The sequence below is a fragment of the Novosphingobium sp. HNCC26BN242 genome, assembly GCF_057180525.1.
In genome coordinates this window covers 473,314-496,966 of the sequence record NZ_JBXUGM010000002.1, presented here as the reverse complement: position 1 = coordinate 496,966, position 23,653 = coordinate 473,314, and the positions used below count along the sequence as shown (strand labels likewise).

25 protein-coding genes are annotated in these 23,653 nt (G+C 61.8%); 14 read left to right on the top strand and 11 right to left on the bottom strand.

Annotation, left to right across the window (positions count from 1 at the left end; all coding sequences use genetic code 11):
* Positions 1 to 8 precede the first annotated feature (8 nt).
* The gene (locus AC2A1F_RS09985) at positions 9 to 1,487 is read right to left on the bottom strand and encodes a glycerol-3-phosphate dehydrogenase (protein WP_484208608.1); all 1,479 of its coding nucleotides are present in this window, start codon (positions 1,485 to 1,487) and stop codon (positions 9 to 11) included.
* Between the two features lie 92 nt (positions 1,488 to 1,579).
* Between AC2A1F_RS09985 and AC2A1F_RS09980 the strand changes: the two genes are divergently transcribed.
* From AC2A1F_RS09980 to nadA, 3 genes are all read left to right on the top strand, one after another.
* Complete coding sequence (locus AC2A1F_RS09980) at positions 1,580 to 2,497, top strand: MBL fold metallo-hydrolase (RefSeq protein ID WP_484208607.1); 918 nt, start codon at positions 1,580 to 1,582, stop codon at positions 2,495 to 2,497.
* Positions 2,498 to 2,517: 20 nt separating this feature from the next.
* Positions 2,518 to 3,135: a DUF4230 domain-containing protein gene (locus AC2A1F_RS09975; RefSeq protein WP_484208606.1), complete on the top strand. Its 618-nt coding sequence runs from the start codon at positions 2,518 to 2,520 to the stop codon at positions 3,133 to 3,135.
* Between the two features lie 98 nt (positions 3,136 to 3,233).
* Positions 3,234 to 4,232, top strand: coding sequence for a quinolinate synthase NadA (gene nadA / locus AC2A1F_RS09970; protein ID WP_484208605.1), 999 nt, complete (start codon positions 3,234 to 3,236; stop codon positions 4,230 to 4,232).
* 2 nt (positions 4,233 to 4,234) lie between these two features.
* Here the strand turns inward: nadA and AC2A1F_RS09965 are convergent, their stop codons facing one another.
* On the bottom strand, positions 4,235 to 5,128 hold the full coding sequence (locus tag AC2A1F_RS09965; RefSeq protein ID WP_484208604.1) for a DMT family transporter: 894 nt from the start codon (positions 5,126 to 5,128) through the stop codon (positions 4,235 to 4,237).
* A 74-nt stretch (positions 5,129 to 5,202) separates the two neighbouring features.
* Here AC2A1F_RS09965 and AC2A1F_RS09960 point away from each other — a divergent pair, with 74 nt between their 5' ends.
* Entirely contained in the window at positions 5,203 to 6,306 is a 1,104-nt protein-coding gene (locus tag AC2A1F_RS09960; protein WP_484208603.1) for an alkene reductase, read from the top strand.
* A gap of 40 nt (positions 6,307 to 6,346) precedes the next feature.
* On the opposite strand, the gene AC2A1F_RS09955 is transcribed toward AC2A1F_RS09960, so the two are convergent.
* A complete protein-coding gene (locus tag AC2A1F_RS09955) occupies positions 6,347 to 6,655 on the bottom strand; it encodes a hypothetical protein (RefSeq protein WP_484208602.1) in 309 nt (102 codons plus the stop codon).
* Complete coding sequence (lipB, locus tag AC2A1F_RS09950) at positions 6,652 to 7,320, bottom strand: lipoyl(octanoyl) transferase LipB (RefSeq protein ID WP_484208601.1); 669 nt, start codon at positions 7,318 to 7,320, stop codon at positions 6,652 to 6,654. Before lipB ends, AC2A1F_RS09955 begins: the two co-directional genes overlap by 4 nt.
* Before the next feature lie 116 nt (positions 7,321 to 7,436).
* On the opposite strand from lipB, the gene AC2A1F_RS09945 reads away from it, so the two are divergent.
* Positions 7,437 to 8,258 (top strand): hypothetical protein, encoded by an 822-nt coding sequence (locus AC2A1F_RS09945; RefSeq protein WP_484208600.1) that lies wholly within the window; start codon positions 7,437 to 7,439, stop codon positions 8,256 to 8,258.
* Between the two features lie 25 nt (positions 8,259 to 8,283).
* Here AC2A1F_RS09945 and AC2A1F_RS09940 read toward each other — a convergent pair whose 3' ends face one another.
* Complete coding sequence (locus AC2A1F_RS09940) at positions 8,284 to 8,910, bottom strand: class I SAM-dependent methyltransferase (RefSeq protein ID WP_484208599.1); 627 nt, start codon at positions 8,908 to 8,910, stop codon at positions 8,284 to 8,286.
* 131 nt (positions 8,911 to 9,041) lie between these two features.
* On the opposite strand from AC2A1F_RS09940, the gene AC2A1F_RS09935 reads away from it, so the two are divergent.
* A complete protein-coding gene (locus AC2A1F_RS09935; protein WP_484208598.1) occupies positions 9,042 to 10,334 on the top strand; it encodes an MFS transporter in 1,293 nt (430 codons plus the stop codon).
* A gap of 2 nt (positions 10,335 to 10,336) precedes the next feature.
* Here the strand turns inward: AC2A1F_RS09935 and AC2A1F_RS09930 are convergent, their stop codons facing one another.
* The gene (locus AC2A1F_RS09930; protein ID WP_484208597.1) at positions 10,337 to 11,305 is read right to left on the bottom strand and encodes a CDP-alcohol phosphatidyltransferase family protein; all 969 of its coding nucleotides are present in this window, start codon (positions 11,303 to 11,305) and stop codon (positions 10,337 to 10,339) included.
* Between the two features lie 99 nt (positions 11,306 to 11,404).
* Here AC2A1F_RS09930 and AC2A1F_RS09925 point away from each other — a divergent pair, with 99 nt between their 5' ends.
* The 5 genes from AC2A1F_RS09925 (at position 11,405) to AC2A1F_RS09905 (ending at position 16,389) form a co-directional block, all read left to right on the top strand.
* On the top strand, positions 11,405 to 12,502 hold the full coding sequence (locus tag AC2A1F_RS09925; RefSeq protein ID WP_484208596.1) for a CDP-alcohol phosphatidyltransferase family protein: 1,098 nt from the start codon (positions 11,405 to 11,407) through the stop codon (positions 12,500 to 12,502).
* A gap of 130 nt (positions 12,503 to 12,632) precedes the next feature.
* On the top strand, positions 12,633 to 13,367 hold the full coding sequence (locus tag AC2A1F_RS09920; protein ID WP_484208595.1) for a phosphocholine cytidylyltransferase family protein: 735 nt from the start codon (positions 12,633 to 12,635) through the stop codon (positions 13,365 to 13,367).
* Positions 13,364 to 14,071, top strand: coding sequence for an HAD family hydrolase (locus AC2A1F_RS09915; RefSeq protein WP_484208594.1), 708 nt, complete (start codon positions 13,364 to 13,366; stop codon positions 14,069 to 14,071). Before AC2A1F_RS09920 ends, AC2A1F_RS09915 begins: the two co-directional genes overlap by 4 nt.
* A gap of 283 nt (positions 14,072 to 14,354) precedes the next feature.
* Positions 14,355 to 15,455, top strand: a complete 1,101-nt coding sequence (locus AC2A1F_RS09910; protein WP_484208593.1) for an inositol-3-phosphate synthase — start codon at positions 14,355 to 14,357, stop codon at positions 15,453 to 15,455.
* A 172-nt stretch (positions 15,456 to 15,627) separates the two neighbouring features.
* Positions 15,628 to 16,389 carry a phosphocholine cytidylyltransferase family protein gene (locus AC2A1F_RS09905; protein WP_484208592.1) on the top strand — a complete coding sequence of 254 codons (762 nt, stop codon included), beginning with the start codon at positions 15,628 to 15,630 and terminating at the stop codon, positions 16,387 to 16,389.
* Between the two features lie 16 nt (positions 16,390 to 16,405).
* Here AC2A1F_RS09905 and AC2A1F_RS09900 read toward each other — a convergent pair whose 3' ends face one another.
* Positions 16,406 to 16,912, bottom strand: a complete 507-nt coding sequence (locus AC2A1F_RS09900; RefSeq protein WP_484208591.1) for a DUF2141 domain-containing protein — start codon at positions 16,910 to 16,912, stop codon at positions 16,406 to 16,408.
* Between the two features lie 321 nt (positions 16,913 to 17,233).
* On the opposite strand from AC2A1F_RS09900, the gene rpe reads away from it, so the two are divergent.
* From rpe to purH, 3 genes are read left to right on the top strand one after another with little or no spacing between them, the layout of a single operon-like run.
* Positions 17,234 to 17,893, top strand: a complete 660-nt coding sequence (rpe, locus tag AC2A1F_RS09895; RefSeq protein WP_484208590.1) for a ribulose-phosphate 3-epimerase — start codon at positions 17,234 to 17,236, stop codon at positions 17,891 to 17,893.
* Position 17,894: 1 nt separating this feature from the next.
* Positions 17,895 to 19,811, top strand: coding sequence for a heparinase II/III family protein (locus AC2A1F_RS09890; protein WP_484208589.1), 1,917 nt, complete (start codon positions 17,895 to 17,897; stop codon positions 19,809 to 19,811).
* Between the two features lie 18 nt (positions 19,812 to 19,829).
* Positions 19,830 to 21,419 (top strand): bifunctional phosphoribosylaminoimidazolecarboxamide formyltransferase/IMP cyclohydrolase, encoded by a 1,590-nt coding sequence (purH, locus tag AC2A1F_RS09885; RefSeq protein ID WP_484208588.1) that lies wholly within the window; start codon positions 19,830 to 19,832, stop codon positions 21,417 to 21,419.
* A gap of 88 nt (positions 21,420 to 21,507) precedes the next feature.
* Here the strand turns inward: purH and AC2A1F_RS09880 are convergent, their stop codons facing one another.
* The 4 genes from AC2A1F_RS09880 to AC2A1F_RS09865 form a co-directional block, all read right to left on the bottom strand.
* Positions 21,508 to 22,125: a cell wall hydrolase gene (locus AC2A1F_RS09880; protein WP_484208587.1), complete on the bottom strand. Its 618-nt coding sequence runs from the start codon at positions 22,123 to 22,125 to the stop codon at positions 21,508 to 21,510.
* 208 nt (positions 22,126 to 22,333) lie between these two features.
* On the bottom strand, positions 22,334 to 22,675 hold the full coding sequence (locus AC2A1F_RS09875) for a DUF1491 family protein (RefSeq protein ID WP_484208586.1): 342 nt from the start codon (positions 22,673 to 22,675) through the stop codon (positions 22,334 to 22,336).
* Positions 22,675 to 23,157, bottom strand: a complete 483-nt coding sequence (locus AC2A1F_RS09870) for a PaaI family thioesterase (protein ID WP_484209019.1) — start codon at positions 23,155 to 23,157, stop codon at positions 22,675 to 22,677. Before AC2A1F_RS09870 ends, AC2A1F_RS09875 begins: the two co-directional genes overlap by 1 nt.
* Positions 23,147 to 23,608: a PTS sugar transporter subunit IIA gene (locus AC2A1F_RS09865; protein ID WP_484208585.1), complete on the bottom strand. Its 462-nt coding sequence runs from the start codon at positions 23,606 to 23,608 to the stop codon at positions 23,147 to 23,149. The genes AC2A1F_RS09870 and AC2A1F_RS09865 overlap by 11 nt, the downstream gene beginning before the upstream one ends.
* Positions 23,609 to 23,653: the final 45 nt, after the last annotated feature.

Here is a 23,653-nt window from a genome sequence, read left to right as displayed (position 1 = left end):
GATTGACGTCATGACGCAGCGGGAAGCAGGCTTTCCAGCAGCGTCACTTCCTCGTCACTGAACCACAGGCCCAGCTTTGACCGCCGCCACAGCACGTCTTGCGCGGTCTGCGCCCATTCGCGGGTGACGAGGTGGTCAAGCTCTGCCTCGGTAAAACCTTGCCCGATGGCCCGCCCCATATCGCCGCGCACAAACCCCAGCGCTTCGGTGCCATAGGCGCGGGCCAAGCGGTGGATCGTGGCGCGTGACAGGTTCTGCGCCTGCGCGCGGATTTCCTGTTCCAATGGGGCAAGGTTATCGGCCTCGTCCATCCCATCCGGCTTGAAATCGCCGCCGGGCAGCGGCGCTGTGGCGGTCCATCCAGCATTGTCCATCAGGCCAAGGCGTTCAAGCGCAGCTTCGGCCAGTGTGCGATGCGTGGTGATCTTGCCGCCCAGCACCGACAGCAGCGGCGCACCGTGTCCATCACGGCCGCGATCAAGCTCGAACCGGTAGCCGCGCGTGGCCGCTTCCGGCTTGCCACTGCCATCATCGGCCAGCAGACGCACCCCGGCATAAGTCCAGACGACATCGGCGCGGGATACTTGGCGGCGGAAATGGCGATTTGCGGCATCGAGCAGATAGGTGATCTCTGTCTCGCTGGCCTGCGGTGGATCGGCATCGGCACCCTCTTCGCTGTCGGTCGTGCCGATCAGGGTGAAGGCGTGTTGCCAGGGGATGGCAAAGCACACCCGGCCATCGGCCAATTGCAGGAACAGCGCGCGCGGATCATCATGCAGGCGCGGTACGACGATGTGCGAGCCGCGCACCTTGCGCAGCGTGCCGGGCCGTGGCGCATGGGCCGCATCGAGCAACTGGCCCACTTGCGGCCCCGCGGCATTGATCGTCATCGCGGCGTGGAAAACCTCTCCGCCGGCGTCAATCCGCCACAGATGCCCTTCGCGGCGCAGCGCGGTGACGGGGCAGCGCGTGCGCACTTCCGCGCCGCGATCCGCCGCATCGCGCGCCAGCAGCACGACCAGCCGCGCATCATCGACCCAGCAATCGGAATATTCATAGCCGCGCCGGATATCGGATTGCAGCCCCATGCGCCCTTCCAGCCGCACGCGCCGAGTGGGTGGCAAAGTCCTGCGTCCGCCGATCCGGTCATAGAGCCACAAGCCGGTGCGCAGCATCCACCAGGGGCGGCCTTCGGGCACAATCGGCAACACGAAGCGCATGGGCCAGACGATGTGCGGAGCCTGCGCCCACAGCACTTCGCGTTCGTGCAAGGCTTCGGCCACCAGCGCAAACTCGCGATGTTCCAGATACCGCAAACCGCCGTGGATCAACTTGGTGGAGGCAGACGACGTGCCTTGCGCCAGATCGCCGCGTTCCAGCAGCAGCACCGACAGGCCCCGGCCCACAGCATCACGCGCAATCGCCGCGCCATTCACCCCGCCGCCGATCACGACAAGATCAAAGGGCACGTCCATTCCGCTTTCCATGGGCAGCATCCTGATACGGGCAGCCCCGTTGTGCAAGCCAGTACCATTCTGCAAAGGTTGCATGGCACAGGGACTATGCCCATACCGGGTCCATGGCCCAAATGCCCCCCATCCCCGATCGCAGCGAATGGCCCACAGGCCGCGCCGAAGTGCTGGAACCGCTGGTCCGGCGCGTGCTGGCCCCCAACCCATCGCCCTATACCTTCACCGGCACGCAGACTTACATCGTCGGCGCAGGGGCCGAAGTGGCGGTGATTGATCCTGGCCCTTATGGTTCGGGCGACGCTGTCGGCATGGAAAGCGAAGGTCATGTCGAGGCGATTTTGGCCGCTGTGGGCGATGCGAAAATCGTCGCCATCGTCTGCACCCACACCCACCGCGATCACAGCCCCGCCACGCGCCCGTTGCAAGCCGCCACTGGCGCGCCGATCATCGGCTGTGCGGCGCTGGTATTGGATGACGATGGCCCGCGCGCCGATGCCGCTTTCGATGCCGACTATGCGCCAGACCGGGTCCTGACTGATGGTGAGCGGATTTCGGGCGATGGCTGGACACTGGAAGCAGTGGCAACGCCCGGGCACACCAGCAACCACTTGTGCTATTCGGTGGTCGAAAGCGGCGCACTGTTCACAGGCGATCACGTGATGGGCTGGTCCACCTCGGTTGTGTCACCCCCCGATGGCGATATGGCGGCCTATATGGCGAGCCTGCAGAAGCTTTATGACCGCGAAGACCGGGTGCTCTATCCAGCGCATGGCCCGCAGATCGACAACCCGCGCCAGCTTGTGCGCGGGATGATGGGCCACCGGCGGCAGCGCGAACGCCAGATCGTGCGCTTTCTGGAAGAAGACGGGCCGCATGCCATCCCTGCGTTCGTAAGTGCGATGTACAAGGGCCTCGATGAACGCCTCCACGGTGCCGCGGGGCGTTCGGTTCTGGCCCATCTGATCGATCTGGAACGGCAGGGCCGGGTGGCCGTTGAAGGTGAACAATGGATGATTCTCCAGTAACCCCTCCACCTGTCCCAATCGTGAAGCGCGAAGCCTCGCTGGCGCGGGTATCGCTGCTGCCATGGGCGCTGTTTCTGGTGGCGCTGGCGGCCGCTGTGTTCTTTGCGTGGAAGTGGTGGCAGCCCGAAGATATCGGCGATCCGCTGGCCACCAGCCTGGTTGCGTTTGAAAAGCAGAACAAGCTGACCGTGTTCAGCGCCGAGCTTGCGCCGGTGGTTTCCAGCAACGATTCGCGAATGTTCGGGCTGGTCAATTCCAAGCAGGTCGCCGTAATCCCGGCGCGTGTGGAATATACGGTCGACCTTGCCAAAGTAGGCCGCGACCGGCTGTCTTGGAATGTGGAGACCCAGACACTGGGTGTGCGCCTGCCGCCGTTAACGGTAAGCCGCCCCAACCTTGACGAGGCGCGAGCGCAATATCTGCGCGATGGCATCTGGATCACGCGCGACGCGCAAGACAAACTGACGCGCGACAATACGCGCCTTGCCGAAACGCAGGCGGTGAAACAGGCGGCCAATCCGGTGTTGATGAACCTTGCGCGCCAAGCCGCAAAGGACGCAATCAGCCAGAATGTTGCGATTCCGCTGCAAGTGGCAGGGTATCGCAAGGCCAAAGTTGTGGTGACTTTCGACCAATGACGAGCCGGGCGGCGGCGCAGGCTATTGCGATAGCAGGCCGCGCCCCTTAAGTCGCGCAAGCACCCCGGCACGATCCGCCGGACGGGAGGATGCCTGCGATGACTGCCCAGCCGACCAACCTTTCCGGCCTTGACCTGCGCGCCGAGATCGACCGTTTGCGCAAGGAGCGCAACGCGGTGATCCTTGCGCATTACTATCAGCGCCCGGAAATTCAGGATCTGGCCGACTTTGTGGGCGACAGTCTGGAGCTTTCGCGCAAGGCAGCGGCAACCGATGCCGAGGTGATCGCATTCTGCGGCGTGAAGTTCATGGCCGATACTGCCAAGATCTTGTCGCCGCAGAAGATCGTGGTCCTGCCCGATCTGGAAGCCGGGTGCAGCCTTGAAGATTCCTGCCCGCCCGACAAGTTCCGCGCCTTCCGCGAAGCCCACCCCGATCACATCGCGCTGACCTATATCAACTGTTCGACCGAGGTGAAGGCGCTGTCGGACGTGATCGTCACATCATCGAGCGCCGAGACGATCCTTGCGCAGATCCCGCCCGAACAGAAGATCATCTTCGGCCCCGATCGTCACCTTGGCGGGTATCTCAATCGCAAGTTCGGGCGTGACATGCTGCTGTGGCCGGGCGTCTGCATCGTGCATGAGGCATTCTCGGAAACCGAACTGCTAAAGCTGATGGCACAACACCCCGGGGCGCCGGTAGCCGGTCACCCCGAATGCCCGCCGCACATCATCGACCATTGCGATTACGTCGGCTCAACCAGCGGCATCCTGCAATTTGCCAAGACATTCACCGGCGATACGCTGATCGTGGCGACCGAGCCGCACATCATCCACCAGATGGAACTGGCGATCCCCGACAAGACCTTCATCGGCGCGCCGGGTGCGGACGGCAACTGCAACTGCAACATCTGCCCCTACATGGCGCTCAACACGATGGAAAAGCTCTACGTCGCCCTGCGCGACCTGCAGCCGCGCATCGAAATGGACGAAGACCTGCGCCTCGCCGCCAAGAAGAGCCTCGACCGGATGCTGGGCATGGCCGGGGGCACCGTGGGCATGGGAGATCTGGGCGCAAAGCCGTTCGGTAGCTGACCTCAGGCCGTCTTGCCCTCACCCAACCTCGCCAGCACCAGCGCCGCGCCCACGAGTGCCATGCCGATGGCGTCTGGAAGGGCCAGCGTCTCGTCAAAAGCCACCCAGCCGACCAGTACCGACACTGCAGGCTGGGTGAGCAGAACGAGCCCGATCACCAGCGGAGGGAAGTGGCGGAGGGAATAGACCAGCAGGCCCTGCCCCACGATCTGGCTGGCGAACATCAGACCGATTTGTGGCCACCAGTTGGTGGGCCAGACTGGCTCGCCCAGCGCCAGCGCCGTCACCAGCATCACCGGCACGCCCGCAAGGCTTGACCAGAACAGCAGGCTCCACGACCCGAAGCGCCCGCGGATGCCCTGCACCAGCAGGATGTAGACGACGTAGAACAGCCCCGCGAGGATGCAGAACAGGTCTCCGGCCAAGGTCCGTGCGTCAATCTCCATAGATCGGCCCAGCAGCAGGCCTGCCCCGCCCAGCGCCATCGCCACGGCCGCGAACTCGCGCGTGTGCGGGCGGCGGTGCATGGCGACCAGTCCCCAGATCATCAGAATCACGCTGCCCGAATTGCCGAACAGCGTGGCATTGCCCAGCTTCGTCATCTCGATCCCGACGTGCCAACTGGCCAGATCCAGCGCGAACACGACCCCTGCGGCAATGATGATCCACCAGTCCTTGCGCGCAAAGCCCCACATCGGCTCGCGCGCCCGCCATGCGAATAGCGCCAGCAGTGGCAAGGCCAGCGCCAGCCGCCACAGCCCCGCCGAAACCGGCCCACTATCGGCCACGCGCACGAACCATGGCCCCAGCGCCAGCGCAATGTTTCCTGTCAGCAGGGCAAGGAAATGCTTGGGTCCGGGACGAAATGACGGGTCCGCGTCACTTGAATTCACCATCGGCGCTGCTTAATCCAGTTTCAAAGCGAAACCCAGTGCGGTTCGCCGAGTGTTGAATTGAAAGGCCTCCTAGCATGCATGAACCGTTGTTCCAGCCCATCCGTCTTGGTGCGATCGAAGCGCCCAACCGGATCATCATGGCCCCGCTCACCCGTGGCCGCGCCACTGGTGACAGCGTGCCAACGCCGATCATGGCCGAATACTATCGCCAGCGCGCCAGCGCCGGGCTGATTATCACCGAGGCTACCGGCATCAGCCGCGAAGGCCTTGGCTGGCCCAGCGCGCCGGGTATCTGGAGCGATGAGCAGACCGAGGCATGGAAGCCGATTGTCGAGGCCGTGCATGCAGAAGGCGGGCGCATTGTGCTGCAACTGTGGCACATGGGCCGCGTGGTGCATTCCAGCTTCCTTGGCGGAGAGCCGCCCGTTTCGGCATCGGCCACCACCGCCCCGGGCCACGCCCACACCGCCGAAGGCACGAAGCCCTATGAACAGGCCCGCGCCCTTCGCGCCGATGAAATGCCGCGCCTGATCGGCGATTATCGCCGCGCAGCGGAAAACGCCAAGAAGGCAGGGTTCGATGGCGTGCAGCTTCACGCCGCCAATGGCTATCTGATCGACCAGTTCCTGCGCGATGGCACCAATCTGCGCGATGACGATTACGGCGGCAGCCCGCAGAACCGTGTGCGGTTGATGCGCGAAGTGGTGGAAGAACTGATCGCAGTCTGGGGCAAGGACCGGGTATCGATCCGCCTTTCACCCAATGGCGATTCGCAAGGGACGGATGACAGCAGCCCCACTGCCACTTTTGGCGAGGCTGCGCGCGTGCTGCAGGAGTTGGGCGTCAGCTTTGTCGAACTGCGCCAGCCGGGACCGGGCGGCACTTTTGGCGCAACCGAAGTGCCCAAGCAGGATGGCGTGATCCGTTCGATCTATACCGGGCCGCTAGTGCTCAACAGCGACTATACGCCGGAAGAAGCCGCCGCAGACGTGGCATCGGGCCGCGCCGATGCTATCAGCTTTGGCCGCCCGTTCATCTCAAACCCCGATCTGGTAGACCGGATTCGAAAGGGCGCGCACCTCAACCCCAACGTCGATGTGCCGCAAACGTGGTACTTTCCCGGTGAACACGGCTATACCGACTACCCGACGCTTGCTGAAGAAACCGAAAAAGCCTGAATTAGCGTAAACTGCACTGGCGCAGTTAACTCTGCGGCAGTCAGTCGGTCTGGGCCGAGACTGCCGCAGGTGGCGCTGCGGCAGGTGACGCTGGCGCAGGTTCAGCGGACTGCGCCTCCTGATCGGTGGCTGCCGAACTGGCATCAGACACGGCCTTCACACCGGCCTTGGGCTTGACCGGCGCGAACGGCGGCGCAGCGGTGGATGTATCCAGATCGATCATCGCGTCTGAAATCGATCCCGGCAGCACCTCTCCACTTTCCGCAGAAGCGCTCTTTTCGCCGGTCTGCTGATTGCACGCAGCCAGCAGCATGCACAGCGCAAGTGTGAAGGGGCCGTGATGTTTCATGCAGACTCCGGTGGGCAAGGCATATCGAGCTTGGCAAGGAACCTATCGAGATGGGCAAGCAGCGCTTCGTCCCAAACGTCCGGTGAAACGGTCCGGCCCAAGGCAGCAAGGCTGGTAACGCCGAATTCGTCGATCCCGCAAGGCACGATGCCGCCAAAGTGCGCAAGATCGGGCGACAGGTTCACCGAAAAACCATGCATCGTAACCCAGCGCCTGATGCGCACGCCGATTGCGCCAATCTTGGCCTCGCGCCCGTCCGCGCCCGTGGTCCAGATGCCAACGCGCCCTTCGGCCCGCCACGAATCCACACCGAAATCGGCCAGCGTATCGATCACCCAACCTTCCAGCGCGTGAACAAAACCGCGCACATCACGCGCCCGTTTGCGCAGATCGAGCAGGACATAGCCGATGCGCTGGCCCGGCCCGTGATAAGTATAGCGCCCGCCGCGCCCGGCCTCGACCACTTCGAACTGCGGATCGAGCAGCTCTTCGGGTGCAGCACTCGTTCCGGCGGTGTAGACTGGGGGATGTTCGAGCAGCCAGAGCAGCTCCTGCGCGGTGCCATCGGCAATCGCGGCATTGCGCTGGACCATGGCATCAAGCGCGGCGCGATAGGGCACTTGCGCTGTTTCACGGCGGATTTCGATGGAAGGCTGAACGGACATGATCACCGCATGGCGCAGACGCCCCGCTGCATCAAGGGGGAGCAGCCACCGCCGCGCGTTCCAAAACTGTAACGCGGCGTTCGACACAACCGGGTTTGCGCTGCTAGAGACGCGCCATGATCCCTCGTCTTGACAGCAGCATTGCCTGGAAAACCGCCACGCGCCTTGTCGCCGCCAACCGTGATGTGCTGATCGCGATTGCCGGTGTATTCTTCCTGTTCCCCAGCCTCGCGTTCTCGGTCTTCGTGCCCGAACCGCAGATGGCACCGGGCACTCCCCCGCGCGAGATGATGGAAACGATTGCCGATGCGTGGACGGAGTCGCTGCCGCTCCTAATAGTCGTCACCTTGCTGCAGATGGCCGGCACAGTGTCGATGCTGATCGTGATGACCGACCGGCGCTTGCCCACCGTGGCGCAGGCGATCCGGCGCGGGTTTCATGCGCTTGGACCCTATATTCTGGCGCAGATTATGGTCGGTGCAGTACTCGGCATGGGGTTTCTTGTGCTGGTCAGTGCCGCAGCCCTGACCGGGCAACAAGCCATCGCGGCCATCGCCATCATCGGTGCGTTCATCGCGATGATCTGGTGCAGCGTGCGTCTGGCTCTAGTCGCGCCGGTCTTGGCGATTGAGGCGGAGCGCAATCCCGTGCAGGCGCTGAAACGCTCATGGGCATTGACCAGTGGCAATTCGGGCCGGTTGCTCACCTTCTTCGTGCTGGCTGGGCTGCTGTTTGCCGTAATCTATGGGCTAGCGATGATGCTGGTGGGTGTAGTGCTGGTGCTGACTACCGGCGGCACCGTGCAACAAGTGCTGACCGCTGCGGTCTCCAGCACGCTGACCGCAGGCGCGCTGGTCTATTTCGTGGCGATGCTGGCGGCCGTCTATCGCCAATTGGCAAGTGATGGCGCAGACGAGATTATCGACATCTTTGGCTGAATGAAGTCAGGGGCGCGATGGCGCCCTATTCTTTCCAGCCCCAGCTGATCACGCAGGGGGGCAAATTGACCGGCTCAAAACCCTTGTCGATGCGGCGGAAGAACTGGCCCATCAGATCGCGCGCGCGCGCCGTGTACTGATAAACGAGGAACGCGCCACCGGGGCGCAACACATTGTGCGTAGCGCCCATGATCGCCGGACCTACCCCTTCGGGCAGGTTCGAGAAGGGCAAGCCCGAAAGCACATAGTCGGCATGGTCAAAACCATTGGCGCGCACAATCTCTTCCACATCGGTGGCGGAACCGTGCACCGCAATGAAGCGACTGTCGCCGATGGTTTTCTGCAGATATTCGATGAAATCGGGATTGGTATCGATGACGATCAGCCGCCCATCACGGCGCAGCTTGTCGAGCACTGGGCGGCAGAACGTGCCAACGCCGGGGCCATATTCCACGAACAGCTGGCATTCTTCCCAGTCCACCACCGACAAAACCCGCTCAATCGTGCGGTTTGACGACGGAACAATGGCCCCCACCATGCCAGGATGCTTGAGGAAGCCCCGGAAAAAGATCCCGGCAGGGCCGAGCAGGCGTTCTGCCTTGCGCTTTGCCCGCTGAAGAAGGGGCGCGCGCGCAACCTGGGTCGAAGTCATTGCAGGAAGATATCCTCTGCCGGTCTAATCAGCTCATGCGAGTCGCAAATTTGTAACTGCATTGCAAGCACGGAGCGCCACGCCTAACCGTCCAGAATGATCCAGCAGCAGACAAGCGGGCAGGAATGACCATGACCGAAGGTGCTATTCGGCTGCCAAAAGAACGTATGGCGCTGCTGTTTGCGGTGATGCTGGTGACGGCTGCAGGCAATACCGCGATGCAATCGGTCATGCCATCGGTCGGCACGCGGCTTGGCATAGCCGATGTGTGGGTCAGCCTTGCCTATTCATGGTCGGCGCTGCTGTGGGTCTTGCTGGCACCCTTCTGGGCGCGCCGGTCTGATCGCCGGGGACGCAAAGCGATGATGGCGCTGGGCGTGATCGGGTTCATCCTTTCGTTCACTCTATGCGGAGCCATCCTCCATTTCGGTCTCAATGGCTGGCTGAGCGGCGTTATGACGATGAGCCTGTTTGCACTGGCGCGCTCGTTCTATGGCTTGCTGGGATCAGCTGCACCACCGGCAGTGCAGGCCTATGTGGCCAGCCGGACGGGCCGTTCCGAACGGACCAAGGCGCTGGCGCTGGTGGCATCAAGCTTTGGCCTTGGCACCGTGCTGGGCCCGGCGCTGGCCCCATTGATGATCCTGCCCGGCGTCGGTCTGGTCGGGCCGTTTGCGGTCTTTGCGATCATGGGCGTGATCGTGCTGGTGCTGCTGCGCACGCGCCTGCCCGATGATGATCCGCGCTTTGCCGGCAGAGGCGAAGTAATGGCTGATCCGTATGGTGGTTCATCCAATCCGCAGGTGCTGGCCGATGATGCACCTGACCAAACCGACGAAGCACCGCGGCTGCGGCTTGGCGATCAGCGCTTGCGCCCATGGTTGCTGGCCGGGCTGATCGGCGGACATGCTCAGGCCATGGTGCTGGGCGTGATCGGGTTCCTGTTGCTTGACCGGTTGGGCCTTCGCGGCGATCCCGATGCCGGGGCGGGCCCTGTGGGGCTGGTGCTGATGGCAGGCGCGGTAGCCACCTTGCTGGCGCAATGGGGACTGATTCCGATGCTGGGCATGGGGCCGCGCGCGTCCACGCTGTGGGGCATGGGTCTTGCCGCTTTTGGCGTGCTGCCGATTGCAATGGGCAGCGATCTGCACACCATCGCCGTTGGCTTTGCGGTCGCCTCGCTCGGTTTCGGGATGTTCCGCCCGGGCTTTACCTCGGGCGCCAGTCTGGCCGTCAGCCGAGGGGAGCAAGGGCAGGCGGCAGGCGTGGTCACTTCAATCAATGGCGCGGCCTATATCGCCGCGCCCGCCATTGGCGTGTGGCTCTATGGCCATTCGCCATGGCTGGTATGGGGCGTGATCGAGGCGCTGACGCTGTCGGTCGTGGTGCTGTGCGCCTTTGCCGTTCGCAAGGACGCGGTATAGCGTCAGCTGAGTGCCGGCGACCCCGGCGGATGCAAACCGTCCAGCCGCGATGCCGTGGCCATCGCTGCGCGGTTGTGCAGCTGCACCGAGATGATCAGCAGCACGTTGAGCACCACGGTCTGATAGAAGAAATACCACACCGGGCTGCCCGCCAGCATCGCCAGCCCAAGCACAATCGCGCGTGGATTGGGGCCAAGTAGCTTGAGGAAGTCCAGCAGCGGCTTTTGTTCGCGCGCCACTTCGGCCCGGATTGCGGCCAGTCTGACATCATCGCCCGATGCCATCGCCGCGCCCACGGCGGCGTCAATCTGGCGGGCGTGGGGCGTCATCCCGGCGGCAAGGCGCAAATAAGCGCGCGCAATCGGTTCAAACAGCTTTGCAAACAGCCCGCCCGATCCAAACAGACCGGCGCCATTGTCCTTCGCGTTATTCAGCCAGGGCACGCCATAGGTCCAGTACTGATAGAACCGACGCTGCACTTCGACATGGTTTGACTGCACGATGTGGCTGGCCCCTGCTGCCAGCGTCCACGCCCAGGCTGCGCCAGCACCGATCTGCCGGGTCAGCACAAAGGCCAGCAGCACATAAAGCACGATGTGGCTGGCATAATCGCAGATGCCGTCAACCATTTCACCTATCGGGCTGGTTTTTCCGGTGATCCGCGCCAGATCGCCATCGGCCCCGTCAACCACGTGCCAGCTCATGTGCAGGAAAAGGCCAAGCAACGCCCCCAAAGGCCAGCCCAGCGCCCACGATCCGCCGGTCGAATCCATATTGAAATAGACCACGCCCGCTGCCACGACCAGCGAACCGCCAAAGACCGAGACCATATTGGGCGTCAGCGGCGTATGCGCCAGCGCCCGCGCCAGACGCCATGCCAGCGGGTGGTAGAGGTGATAGTTCAGGCCATCTTGCAGTTCACGCGGGCGTTTTGGGCGCTCGATTGTCCCTACCCGTTTTGCCACGTTCACCCTTGCAATCCCTCTTCTGGAAGCCGACTTGGCGCAACCGGTAGCCGGGTCTATAGGGCGTGGAAAGAGCCTGCGACGCACGGTATGGGGCAAACGCATTTGAGCAATCCGTTTTTCGTCGCAATTCCAGCAAGTTCCTTTCTGCAGCGCCAGATCGGTGGCATCACCGGAATTGCGCGCGGCGTCATTCTGGCAGATCTGGTCGGCGCGCAGGGTATCTTCGTCATCGCGGATCAACCCGTTGAGGAAGACTGGCACAAAAGCTTTGCCTTGCGCGCGCGCGCTATGCCGGCCGTCACTGTCCTTTCGCCCGACGCAGAACTGCCGTCAGGCACAGCCCTGCTTCCTGAAGACGCCTTGCCCACCAAGGCCGCGCTGGAAGCCCTGGCCGCGGACCCCACACTGGTGCTGACGCGCAGCGATCCTCGCCTCGTCCGCGAAGATACCGACGCAGCCACGGTCATGACCTTACTCCGCTCCACGCTTAAGCCGACCGAAGGACCGGTCGGTCGCTGGATCAACCGGCCGGTGTCCTTTCGCATGTCGGCCCTTGCGCTGAAGCTGGGCATCGGCCCTGATCCGATCACGTGGTTCACGCTGCTGCTGGCGGGCGTCATGGCCGTAATCCTTGCACAGGGTGGTTACGGTTGGCTCGCGCTGGGCGGATTGCTGTTCCAGGTGGTGTCGATCACCGATTGCGTGGATGGCGATATCGCCCGCGTTTCGTGGTCAATGAGCAGGCGGGGGGCGCTACTGGATACGGCTTGCGATATGGTGGCAAACATTGGCTTCGTCATCGGCCTGATGATCGGCGTGGTCGGCACCTACGGCTTTGGCTACGTGTGGATCGGACTGGCCTGCATCATGCTGCTAATCAGCGGCATTGCGGCAATGAGCGTTTTGGTGCGCTTGGGGCCAAAGCGCGGCAGCTTCGATGTGCTGCGCGCTGCGCTGACCATCCAGCTTGAAGGGCGCCCTGTGCTGCAAAAAGTAACGCTCACAGTCGAAAGACTGTTCAAGCGCGATGTCTATGTCCTGCTTGCATGCTGCCTTTGCCTGTTCGGCCTCGCATGGATGATCCCGGGAATGCTGCTGGGCGGGCTGTGCTTCTGGCTCGGTGCGGTGGCGTGGTGTGCCCCGCTGATTGCGGCCGATAGCGAAGGCTTGTTGCTGCCGCCCCACATGCGCCATCTTTAAGTAGATCAGTCAGCCTGCGTTCAAGTACAGTGGCCAAAACACGAACCATCAACGGACGCCTCTTGCGCGATGCCGTTGGTTCCCCCAAATTGACCCGCAATTGATCCGCAACCGGGAACCGAGAAAACGAATGATTGGCGTTATCCTGGCTGCGGGCCGCGGCAGCAGACTTGGCGTTGAGACTGACGCCCTGCCCAAGCCCCTGATCGGCGTTGCCGGAAGAACCTGTCTCGATTTTGCGATCGACGCGCTGCTTGCGGTGGTTGACCGGGTTGTCGTGGTCACCGGCTACCGTGCCGAGCTTATCGAAGATCATATTGCCACCCATTGGCCAAATGCTCCGGTGCAAACCGTGCGCAATCCGCAACTTGAGGCTGGAAATCTGACATCACTGGGGGCTGCACGCCCGCTGATCGGGCCTGATCCGTTCATCATCACGAATGCGGACCATCTGTTTCCCGTCGACATGTACACCCGCCACTTCGCGGTCCTGTCCGATGGCATCGGCATTGCGTGCGAAAAGGAACGCCCGGTCCTGCCCGATGAAATGAAGGTGATCGAAAGGAACGATCGCCTCCTCGCTATTTCAAAGACCCTGCCGAAATACGATGGGGCCTATATCGGCACCACCTGCGTTACGCAGAACGCGATCAGCGGGTACTGGGATGCCTTCGATCGCGTGAACGCACATTGCGATCTGGCCACAGCTTCGGTCGAGATGGTCCTTGATGAACTCGCCCGGAATGACGCACAAGGTGGCCAGAATGGCCTTTCGCCCAAGGTTTGCTGGCTATCAGGGCTTGTGTGGTTCGAAGTTGATACGCCCGAGGACCTTGCCGTAGCGCGCGAAAGCCTGGCTGCATGATCGACCACGGCGCGTCATTGCGCGCAGGGAACGATGCCACCGCAAAGATCAAGGTGCTGGTATTCGATCTGGATGGAACGCTCGTTCCAACCATGGAAGACTATGCCGACAAGGCTGCGGAGCTGATGGCGCAAGCCTTCGGCACACCCCTTGCCGATGCCCGCAGGGCCTACTTTGCCACATCTGGCCTGCCGTTTGAGCGACAGCTGCGGCAACTTTATCCGGGCGAGCAGACCGACGATGTGGCAGAGCGGTTCGAAGCGTGGAAGGATGGTTATCTTTCTGGAATCACGCTTTCTGCAGCCAATGCAAAGCTTCTGGCAGACTGGCGATCGCGGGGCCTGCTCATCGCGATCTCATCAAACAACCTCGCCACTTACGTCAATCGCCTTGCCAAAGACTGGCCAGTTGACTGTGCGCTTGGGTATCGGCCTGCTGGCCACACCGAACCCGGCTTTGCGAAGGGCGAAGCGCATTTCCTGGCGCTGGAACAGCGGTTCGGCATTTCGCGCGCTCATTTTCTGTTCACCGGAGATTCACCCAATGACGCGCACATCGCGGCCGCGGCCGGGGTGCGGTTCTGCGCATTGCTGACCGAAGCGTTCACCTCGGACGATTTCGAGAAGGCCGTGCCGGGCACGAAAACCCTGTCAGCCCTTGCAGATCTTGGTGACGTTTTTGCCACGGTTTCAGCAAACGGGTGACAGCATGCGATAGACCCTGCGGAAACGCACTATCGCATGGGGCATTTTTCGGTTAAGGGCCGCGTCCCATCGGAAGATGCTTTGTTCTGCGCGCCTGATTTTTGGTGCGGCGCAGGAAGCAGATTGCGGATGAGGGCGCAGGATACGGGACAAGACTGACAAGCTGGTTCCTTGATTCCTCGTGACCAACTGAGGAATCGGCTTGCATTCGATAGCATTTCGGTATTTTGAGTCAGTTTGATTACAGCCGCTTTGCAGCGCCTGTGTGAAGGGATCGTTATTCATGAAGCCAATCAAGGTCGCCGTGATCGGCGTGGGAAACTGCGCTAGCTCGCTGGTGCAGGGCGTTGCCTATTACCGCAACAACAATTCGTCGCAGGGCCTTATCCACGATCGTATTGGCGGATATGGTGCCGGAGACGTCGATTTCGTACTCGGCGTTGATGTCGATGCGCGCAAAGTTGGCAAGGATATTGCCGAAGCCATCTTCGCAGCCCCCAACAACACCACCGTGTTTCAGGCCAATGTGCCGCAGACCGGCGCAAAGGTGATCATGGGCCGCGTGTCCGATGGCGTTGCCGCACACATGACTTCGGTCGGTGAAAAGGGCTTCATCGTGGCTGACCAGCCCGAAGCCACCCAGGCCGATATCGTCAAGGCTCTGAAGGATTCGGGCGCCGAAGTGCTGCTCAACTTCCTCCCCGTCGGGTCGCAGGAAGCCACCGAATTCTACATGGAATGTGCGCTTGAAGCTGGCGTTGCTGTGGTCAATTGCATGCCCGTGTTCATCGCTTCGACCCCTGAATGGGAAGCGAAGTTCCGCGAAAAGCGCATCCCGATCGTGGGTGACGACATCAAGGCCCAGGTTGGCGCCACGATCGTCCACCGCGTTCTGTCCAGCCTGTTTGCAGCACGCGGCGTAACCGTAGAGCGCACGTATCAGCTGAACACTGGCGGCAACACCGATTTCATGAACATGCTCGACCGTCAGCGTCTGGGCAGCAAGAAGGAATCGAAGACTGAAGCCGTGCAGGCCATGCTTGCCACGCGTCTGGCTGACGAAAACATCCACGTTGGTCCTTCGGACTATGTTCCTTGGCAGAAGGACAACAAGCTGTGCTTCATCCGTATGGAAGGCCAGCAGTGGGGCAATGTGCCGATGAACCTCGAACTGCGCCTTTCGGTTGAAGACAGCCCGAACTCGGCCGCTTGCGTGATGGATGCAATCCGTTGCTGCAAGGTGGCACTTGATCGTGGTGAAGGCGGCGCGCTGATCGGCCCGTCGGCTTACTTCTGCAAGCATCCGCCGCAGCAGTTCAACGATGATGTCGCTGCGCAGATGGTTGATGAATACGCCTCTGTTGAAAAGCTGGCCGCCGAATAATCGACCGCCTTTCTGCAGGTATGGAATTGGCCGACCGGACGCATGTCTGGTCGGCTTTTTCATTGAGGCGGTCCCAAAGACAAGGCTCATACTCAGGTTTCAACCGCCCGCGTCGCTCCGTTCCATCGGGCACTCTTTTCATTTTGCTTCGAAACCTCTAACCGGTGCGATCATGGATGCCCTGATCATCGCCGCTGGTTTCGGCAGTCGCCTTGCCGACTTATCGCCGTCCAAACCGCTCACCCCGGTTGCGGGCGTGCCGTTGATAGAAATAGGCATTCGTCAGGCGATGCTGGCGGGCGTAACCCGATTGGTCGTGGTAACTGGCCATCATGCCGACATGCTCGAAGCCTTTCTGGCCGATCTATCGCTGCGGGCGGGGGTGGAAATCGTGCCAGTGCGATTGAACAACTGGTCCACGCCCAATGGTTATTCGGTCATGGCCGGAGCTACCCGCTGCGATGGCAATTATCTGCTGATGATGGCCGACCACATGTTCGATGCCGATATTCTGGCCCGGCTCATGATGGAAGACCAGCCGACGCGTGGTGTAACTCTGGCGATTGACCGTCGCGTCGATAATCCGCTGGTCGATCCCGATGATGCCACATGGGTGCGAATGGACGCTGAGGGCCGCATAACCGCCATCGGCAAAACCATCACGCCTTACGATGCAGTGGATTGCGGCGCGTTCCTTGCCACGCCCGAACTGGCATTAGCCATTCGCGATGCCATAGCCGAAGGCAAACCGGGCAGCCTGTCCGATGGCATGCAGCGCCTTGCCGATGCGGGGCGAGCCGCCACAATGGACATCGAAGATGCCTGGTGGATGGACGTGGACGATCCACGCGCCCACGCCTTGGCCGAAGAACTGGCACCCTGGCACCTCGCCCGGACCTTCGCCGAAATCGGCGTTCCGGCAGAGGGTCTGTAGCGCCTAGGGTCAGAACTTAAGGATACTTGAGGTGAACGCGGGTCGAAAGGCCCGTTTTCGCGATATTCAGCCGCACCGACCGGAATGAGGGAATGCTCGCGATTGTCGGCGGGTTATTCGAAAAGCCGAATCCCTCCTCGGGCAGGCCCAGAACGCCGCTACGTTTCAGGTTCGTGCTCGCGTCCTCATCATGATAGACGGCCAGAGCGTAGACTCCCGGCTTGGGCACAAAAAGGCACATGCGCGTTTCGGGTGCCGTAGCATCGACCCGCCCGACATACATCGAGCCTTTCTTGGCAAGAAACTTGCGCGGCTCGTCCGCATAAAGCGTCACTGCCATCAGCCCGTTGCCGTTGCGCACGCCATCAACAGTTACATTGATCCAGGTGTCGCTCTTCGGCCCGGCACAATTGGGCGTAGCAGCCGCGGCGGCGCTAGCCCCACCTGCCAGCGCCGAAGTGACCGCAGCAAAGGTCAGCGCCGTGGCATGCCAATGTAATGGCCAGCGTTTCGGCATTTTCATATTCAGATTGCCCCAATTTCGATGTGTCTTTTCGGCCAGTTGATGATGAACCTTGTTCATTACATCTGTGTTCCGGCTACTTCAGTCCGCGCCATACTGGCATATTTCTGGATGGTTAAGTAAGATTCGGGCCGTGAACCACCGCTGAACCCTGCTGCAAGCGTCGGTTCAAGCATAAAGCACGTCCAATCCGGGACATTCCGTGTGGATAATCCGCTGAACGCCGCTTGTTCCGCCGATTCGCCAAAGCTAAGCGCAAGGGGGTGGGGCTTTAGCAATACATTGCAATCACTGCCGCCACCTGCAGGATAATACCGCCAGATGACTCCGCTAATCTCGCCGTCCATCCTTTCCGCAGACTTTGCCCGTCTCGGCGAAGAAGTGCGCGCGATCGATGCTGCCGGCGCAGACTGGATCCACGTGGATGTGATGGATGGCCATTTCGTCCCCAACATCACGATTGGCCCGATGGTGGTCAAAGCGCTGCGCCCGCACACAGCCAAACCTTTCGACGTGCACCTGATGATTTCGCCGGTCGACGCTTATCTGCAGGCTTTTGCCGATGCCGGGGCCGATATCATCACCGTCCACCCCGAAGCCGGGCCGCATATCCATCGCTCGGTCCAGGCAATCAAGGCGCTGGGCAAGAAGGCGGGCGTTTCGCTCAATCCGGGAACGCCTGCCAAGATGCTCGATTACCTGATCGATGATGTCGATCTGGTCCTGATCATGAGCGTTAATCCCGGCTTTGGCGGGCAAAGCTTCATCTCCAGCCAACTGCGCAAGATCGAAGCCGTGCGCAAGATGATCGACAAGTCGGGCCGCGCAATCCACCTTGAGGTTGATGGCGGCGTCGATACAACCACGATCCGCTCGTGTGTCGATGCCGGGGCCGATGTGCTGGTTGCCGGGACCGCCTCGTTCAAAGGCGGGCCATCGCACTATGCGGCAAATATCGCTGCATTGAAGGCATTGGGCTGATATGGCAGACAGCGGCTTCCCCCTGACCGGAAGCCGCCCGGCGGCAGACGCCCGCCGCGCCATCCCGCTTGATGCCCTGCAGGAGGAACCGCTGGCCGAGTTGAACGATAAAGGCTCCAGCGCCCCTGCAAATGGCAGCTCACCTGCGGCTGTCCTTCCTGATACCGGAGGGGTCGAACCCGGGGTGATCGAACCGGGCCGCGCCTTGGCGCTTGCGGATTTTGCCCCACCTGCCCTTGGCGCAGGCGACAGGCTGGTCCGCTTTGCGTACAGCATCGGCCTTCCGGCCAGCACCATTCACCCTTTTCGCAAGCGCGCCAAGACACGGCTGACCGCCACCGTGCTACCTCCTTTGCCGGGCGATGCTGCTGCGGGAAAGGCACTGCGGGCAGGGCACTTCCTGATCCATGGCTTCAGGTCTGCGATTGCCGACACCACCTTTTCGGGGCCGCGCCTGCCTCCACCGTTCGAACGCATGGTCCATGGCTTTCGCTGGCTGCGCGATCTGGAATCAGGCGGCACCCGCGCACAATGCGCGCAAGTTGCCGAACGCATTCTGGCCACGTGGCTCACCGCCAATCCCAAGCCCGACCCGACGCCTGCGTGGGACGTTGGCAATGTTGGCCATCGCTTGCTGAACTGGATGATCCACGCCCCGCTGGTGCTTTCGGGGCAAGACCGCGCCTTCCGCGCCAAAGTGCTGAACACGATCGAGGATACCGCCCGCTGGCTTGATCGGCGGGTCACTAAGGTTGACGATCGGTTGAGCGAGGTTGCGGGCTGGTGCGGCTTGGTCGCCACTGGCCTGATCATGGCCGATGCCAAACCGCGCCGCCTTTATGCCGAGGCCGGATTGGTCCGCGCCTTGGGCGAACTGGTCAGCGATGATGGCGGCGTGCTTTCACGCAGCCCAATCTGCCAGATCGAAGCGATTGAGCTGCTGATCGAACTGCGCGCCTGCTACGAAGCGGTGCGCACAGATCCGCTGCCACAGATCCAGACAATGCTGACCTTGCTGGTCCCGCCGCTGCTGGCGCTGCTGCATGGCGATGGCGGCCTTGGCAACTGGCAAGGCGCGGGGGCTGTTTCTGCCGAACAGATCGAAACGCTAATCAAGGCCAGCGGCGTTCGCACCCGCCCGTTGCGCGATGCGCGGCAGTGGGGATACCAGCGCGCCACTGCAGGCAAATCAGTGCTGCAGTTCGATGCAGGCCCCCCGCCCGTAGCCCGGCACGCGCGGGATGGCTGTGCTTCCACGCTGGCGTTTGAATTCAGCCACGGCAAGGACCGCCTGATCGTCAATTGCGGCGGCGCAGCCTTTGCAGGCGGCATGATCCCGCTGCGGCTTGAACAGGGCCTGCGCGCCACTGCGGCCCATTCCACGCTGACGATTGACGATTTCAACTCCACCGCTGTGCTGATCAACGGGCGCATCGGCTCAGGCGTGTCCGAGGTTGAGGTAGACCGCCGCACCCTTTCGGCAGAGACCAGTGGCCCAAGTGGCGCAGGCGGCGGTGCCACCCGGATCGAAGCCAGCCACAACGGCTATGTCAGCCGCTATGGCCTCGTCCACCGCCGCATCCTGATCCTGCGCGACGATGGCACCGAACTGCGCGGCGAAGATCTGCTCGTGCCCGCCGGGCGCAAGGGCAAGCGCGGCACCATCGGTGTAGCCTTGCGCTTCCACCTAGGCCCGCATATCGAACTGTCCGCCAGCACGGACGGAAAAGGCATCTCGCTTGCCCTGCCCGATGGCAGCCTGTGGCAGTTCCGGTCAGGCCGCGATCCGGTTTCGGTCGAAGAAAGCCTCTGGGCAGACGGTCAAGGTCGGCCAGTCGGCACGCGGCAGCTGGTTGTCACCGCCAAGGTCCCCCGCAGTGGAGAGAGCTTCTCTTGGCTGCTGAAGAAGATGCGCTAAACAACAGGAATTTTTCACGTGAGCCAAGTTACCATCAAGCGGGCGCTGCTTTCAGTGTCCGACAAATCCGGCCTTGTCGATCTGGGCAAGGCGCTGGCCGCGCGCGGCGTGGAACTGCTGTCCACTGGCGGCACCGCCAAGGCGCTGCGCGATGCAGGGCTCACGGTGAAAGACGTGTCAGAACACACCGGCTTTCCTGAAATGATGGACGGCCGCGTCAAAACGCTGCACCCCACGATCCACGGCGGACTGCTGGCCGTGCGCGACAATCCCGAACATGCCGCCGCCATGGCTGAACATGCTATTGGCGCAATCGATCTGGTCGTGGTCAATCTCTATCCGTTCGAAGCGACCGTGGCCAAAGGCGCAGCACGCGATGAGGTGATCGAGAACATCGATATCGGCGGCCCCTCGATGGTGCGCTCTGCTGCCAAGAATCACGATTACGTGACGATCCTGACCGACGCCGCCGATTACACCACCTTCCTGCAGGAACTGGACGAAACGGGCGGCGCGACGACGCTGAACTTCCGCCGCAAGATGGCGGCCAAGGCATATGCCGCAACCGCAGCATATGATTCGGCCATTTCACAGTGGTTTGCCACTGTCGATCAGGGTGAGCACTTCCCCCCTGTACTGGCCGCTGCGCACACCCGCGTTACCACGCTGCGCTATGGTGAAAACCCGCATCAGAACGCCGCGCTCTATGTGGCGCGCAACCCTGCAGTCACCGGCCTGCCGCAAGCCACGCAGGTTCAGGGCAAGGAGCTGTCTTACAACAATTACAATGACGCCAATGCCGCGCTGGAACTGGTGGCCGAGTTCATGGGTGCCAAGCCTACAGTAGTGATCGTCAAGCACGCCAACCCCTGCGGCGTCGCCACGGCCGATACGCTGCTCGATGCGTGGAAAGCGGCGCTGGAATGCGATTCCGTCTCGGCGTTTGGCGGCATTGTGGCCACCAACGTGCCACTGGATGGACCAACGGCCAACGCCATCTGCGAAATCTTCACCGAAGTTGTCGTCGCACCTGGCGCTGATGATGCCGCCAAGGCCGCATTTGAACGCAAGAAAAACCTGCGTCTGCTGCTGGTTGATGGCCTGCCTGACGCGGACCGCAAAGGGCTGGTCACCGTGCCCATCGCCGGTGGTGTGCTGGTGCAGGATCGCGATTGTGGCAAAGTGGACAAGGCTGATCTCAAGGTCGTAACCAAGCGCGCGCCCACCGAACAGGAACTTGCCGATGCGCTGTTCGCATGGACCGTGGCCAAGCACGTTAAATCCAACGCCATCGTCTATGCCAAGGACGGCATTACAGCAGGGATTGGCGCAGGCCAGATGAACCGCCGCGATTCATCGCGCATCGCCGCAGCAAAGGCCAAGGAAGCAGCTGAGACGCACGGCTTCAGCGAAGTGCGCACACACGGCTCTGCCGTGGCATCCGATGCGTTCTTCCCGTTTGCCGATGGCCTGATGGCCGCTGTCGAAGCCGGAGCCACTTGCGTGATTCAGCCCGGCGGCTCGATGCGCGATGAAGAAGTGATCAAGGCCGCTGATGAGGCTGGCCTTGCCATGGTCTTCACCGGCATGCGCCACTTCCGCCACTGATCGAAAAATCCCCGAACGAAAAAAGGCCGGACCCACCCGGGGACCGGCCTTTTTCATGTGCCTGATCGGCAGCCTCAACGGCAGAACCTCAACGGTAGAAGATGTGTCCGTCCACTTTGGCCATGCGGGTCTTGCCCCAGCGCGGCGAAACATAGGCGGCGTGGAAGAACATTGCGCCTTCCACCGGGCTTTTCCATTCACCCTCATCAGCGATGCGGGCAATGCGAACGGCGGTCTGCCAAGCGCGGCTCTCACGGTTGATCGCGGGCATGGCGCCACCACGAACGAACGAGAACTGCGAAGGCTGGAACACCACGCCGCAATAGGATGCCGGGAAGCGGCCGGAATTGGCGCGCGCCACGATCACGCGGCCAACGGCCAGCTGTCCGGCCAACGATTCGCTCTTGGCTTCAAAGAACACGGCGCCAGCAAGGCATTCCAGATCTTTTGAAAGCGCGGTGGGAATGGAGGTTTCTGTTACCAGCTCGGCAAGCGAGGAAGCGCGGGCTTCTTGGCTTTCGTCCGGGGTATCGCTCAGCATCGGTGCGAGCGGCTGTACCACAGGCTGGGAGATGAATGTCGCCGCAACGGCGACGGGAGAATTAAGGCTTTGCGCTGCGGCGTGGGAACCGGCCGTGCTGAAAAGCGTAGTTATAAATGTGGCAGCAACGCTGAGGGCCGCTGCGTATTTGAACTTGTTGCTCATCTAAAGTCGTCAATGGGCGGTGGATTTCCGGTCATGGCGCGACACGAGCGCAGCTTGCGGAGTTCCGCAGACTGCTGCTGTGCCGAAGGGCCATGTCGGTTACCCCCCGTCTGCGTGCCAGTGTGTTCGGCTTCGTGCCCCACATCACCGCCTGCGCAAAAATCGGTAGCGGGCCTTTATTGCTATCCCGCACAGAGTCAACCCGCGTTCAGGCTTCGGACAGGGTATCGCGGATGAAGCGTTCGCGATCTGCGACAGTCAGTTCAACTATCCAGAGATCGGGATCCTGCCTGCTGCGGCGATCCAGATAGTCATCAAAGTCTGGTTTATTATCAATTACTTGTGTCTTTGTTGGGCTCCATTTACGGGTGCCGTCAAGCTGCGGCATTCGTTCATAAAGAACGCCAAGACCCTGATTTTCCATCAAAACGAGCAGGATCGTGCCCGCGTCACGCTCGCCCTTGTGCAGGATCATCGCAAAGTCGCCCGCAGCCTGAGCAGCGCGGACCAGACCGCTCACTTCAAGATGCGCCGGGAGCCGGGTTTCCATCAGGCGAGCGCTACGCGTAGACCGGCGTTGTATCCGTCAAGGCTGGACAGCGCGATGCGCGAACGCTGGAATGTGCCGGTGCCCCGGCCAACTTCCTCGCCATCTTCATCAATCAGCCGCGATTCCGCCACCAGCACACGGCGACGCCCTGAGACCCAGCGACCTTCGGCAATCACGCGTCCGCCCTTGATCGGACGGCTGAAAAACAGATTAAACGATGTGGTCAGCAAGAACCGGTCGGTCACCAGCGTATTGGCGGCATAGAACGCCGCATCATCAAGCATTTTGAAATAGATCGTCCCATGCGCGGCCCCTGCGGCATGGAAACATGCAGAAGTCACATCAAAATGAATGCGCGATAGGCCCTCGCCGGCAATTTCCAGCCGCGACTGGAACAGACTGTTGATCGGGGCAGACCCATAGAGTCCCTCCAGCGCGCGCCAATGCAGGGTGGCGCTGTCGGCTACTGGATCAGGCGGCATCGCGATCGATGACGTTGACCAATAGGCCATAGAGCGCTTCGGCATCGGTGGCGGCAACCAGCCGTTCGTGCATACGCTCATCGCGCATCAAACGCGAAATGGCGGCCAGCGCCTGCAGGTGTGAAGCGCCTGCTTGTGACGGCGAAAGCAGGCCGAACACGCAATCGACCGGCATGCCATCAGCGGCGGCAAATTCGACCGGCGCGGTCAGGCGAAAGAACGCCGCAACCGGGCGTTCAAGCCCATCAATGCGCGCATGAGGAATGGCTACCCCGCGTCCAAAGCCGGTGCTGCCCAGCTTTTCACGCTCTTCGATACCGTCAATCACTACATCGGAATCAAGCGCATAGACCGACGCAAAGCAGGCGGCCAGATCGGTCAGGATCTGCTGCTTTGAATCCGCACGAACAACGCGCACGGCCTGAGGATCAAGGTTGAAGAGAACCGACATACTGCCAAGAACGTATCATAAAAGTGCAATGGGCCGGTGAATTAG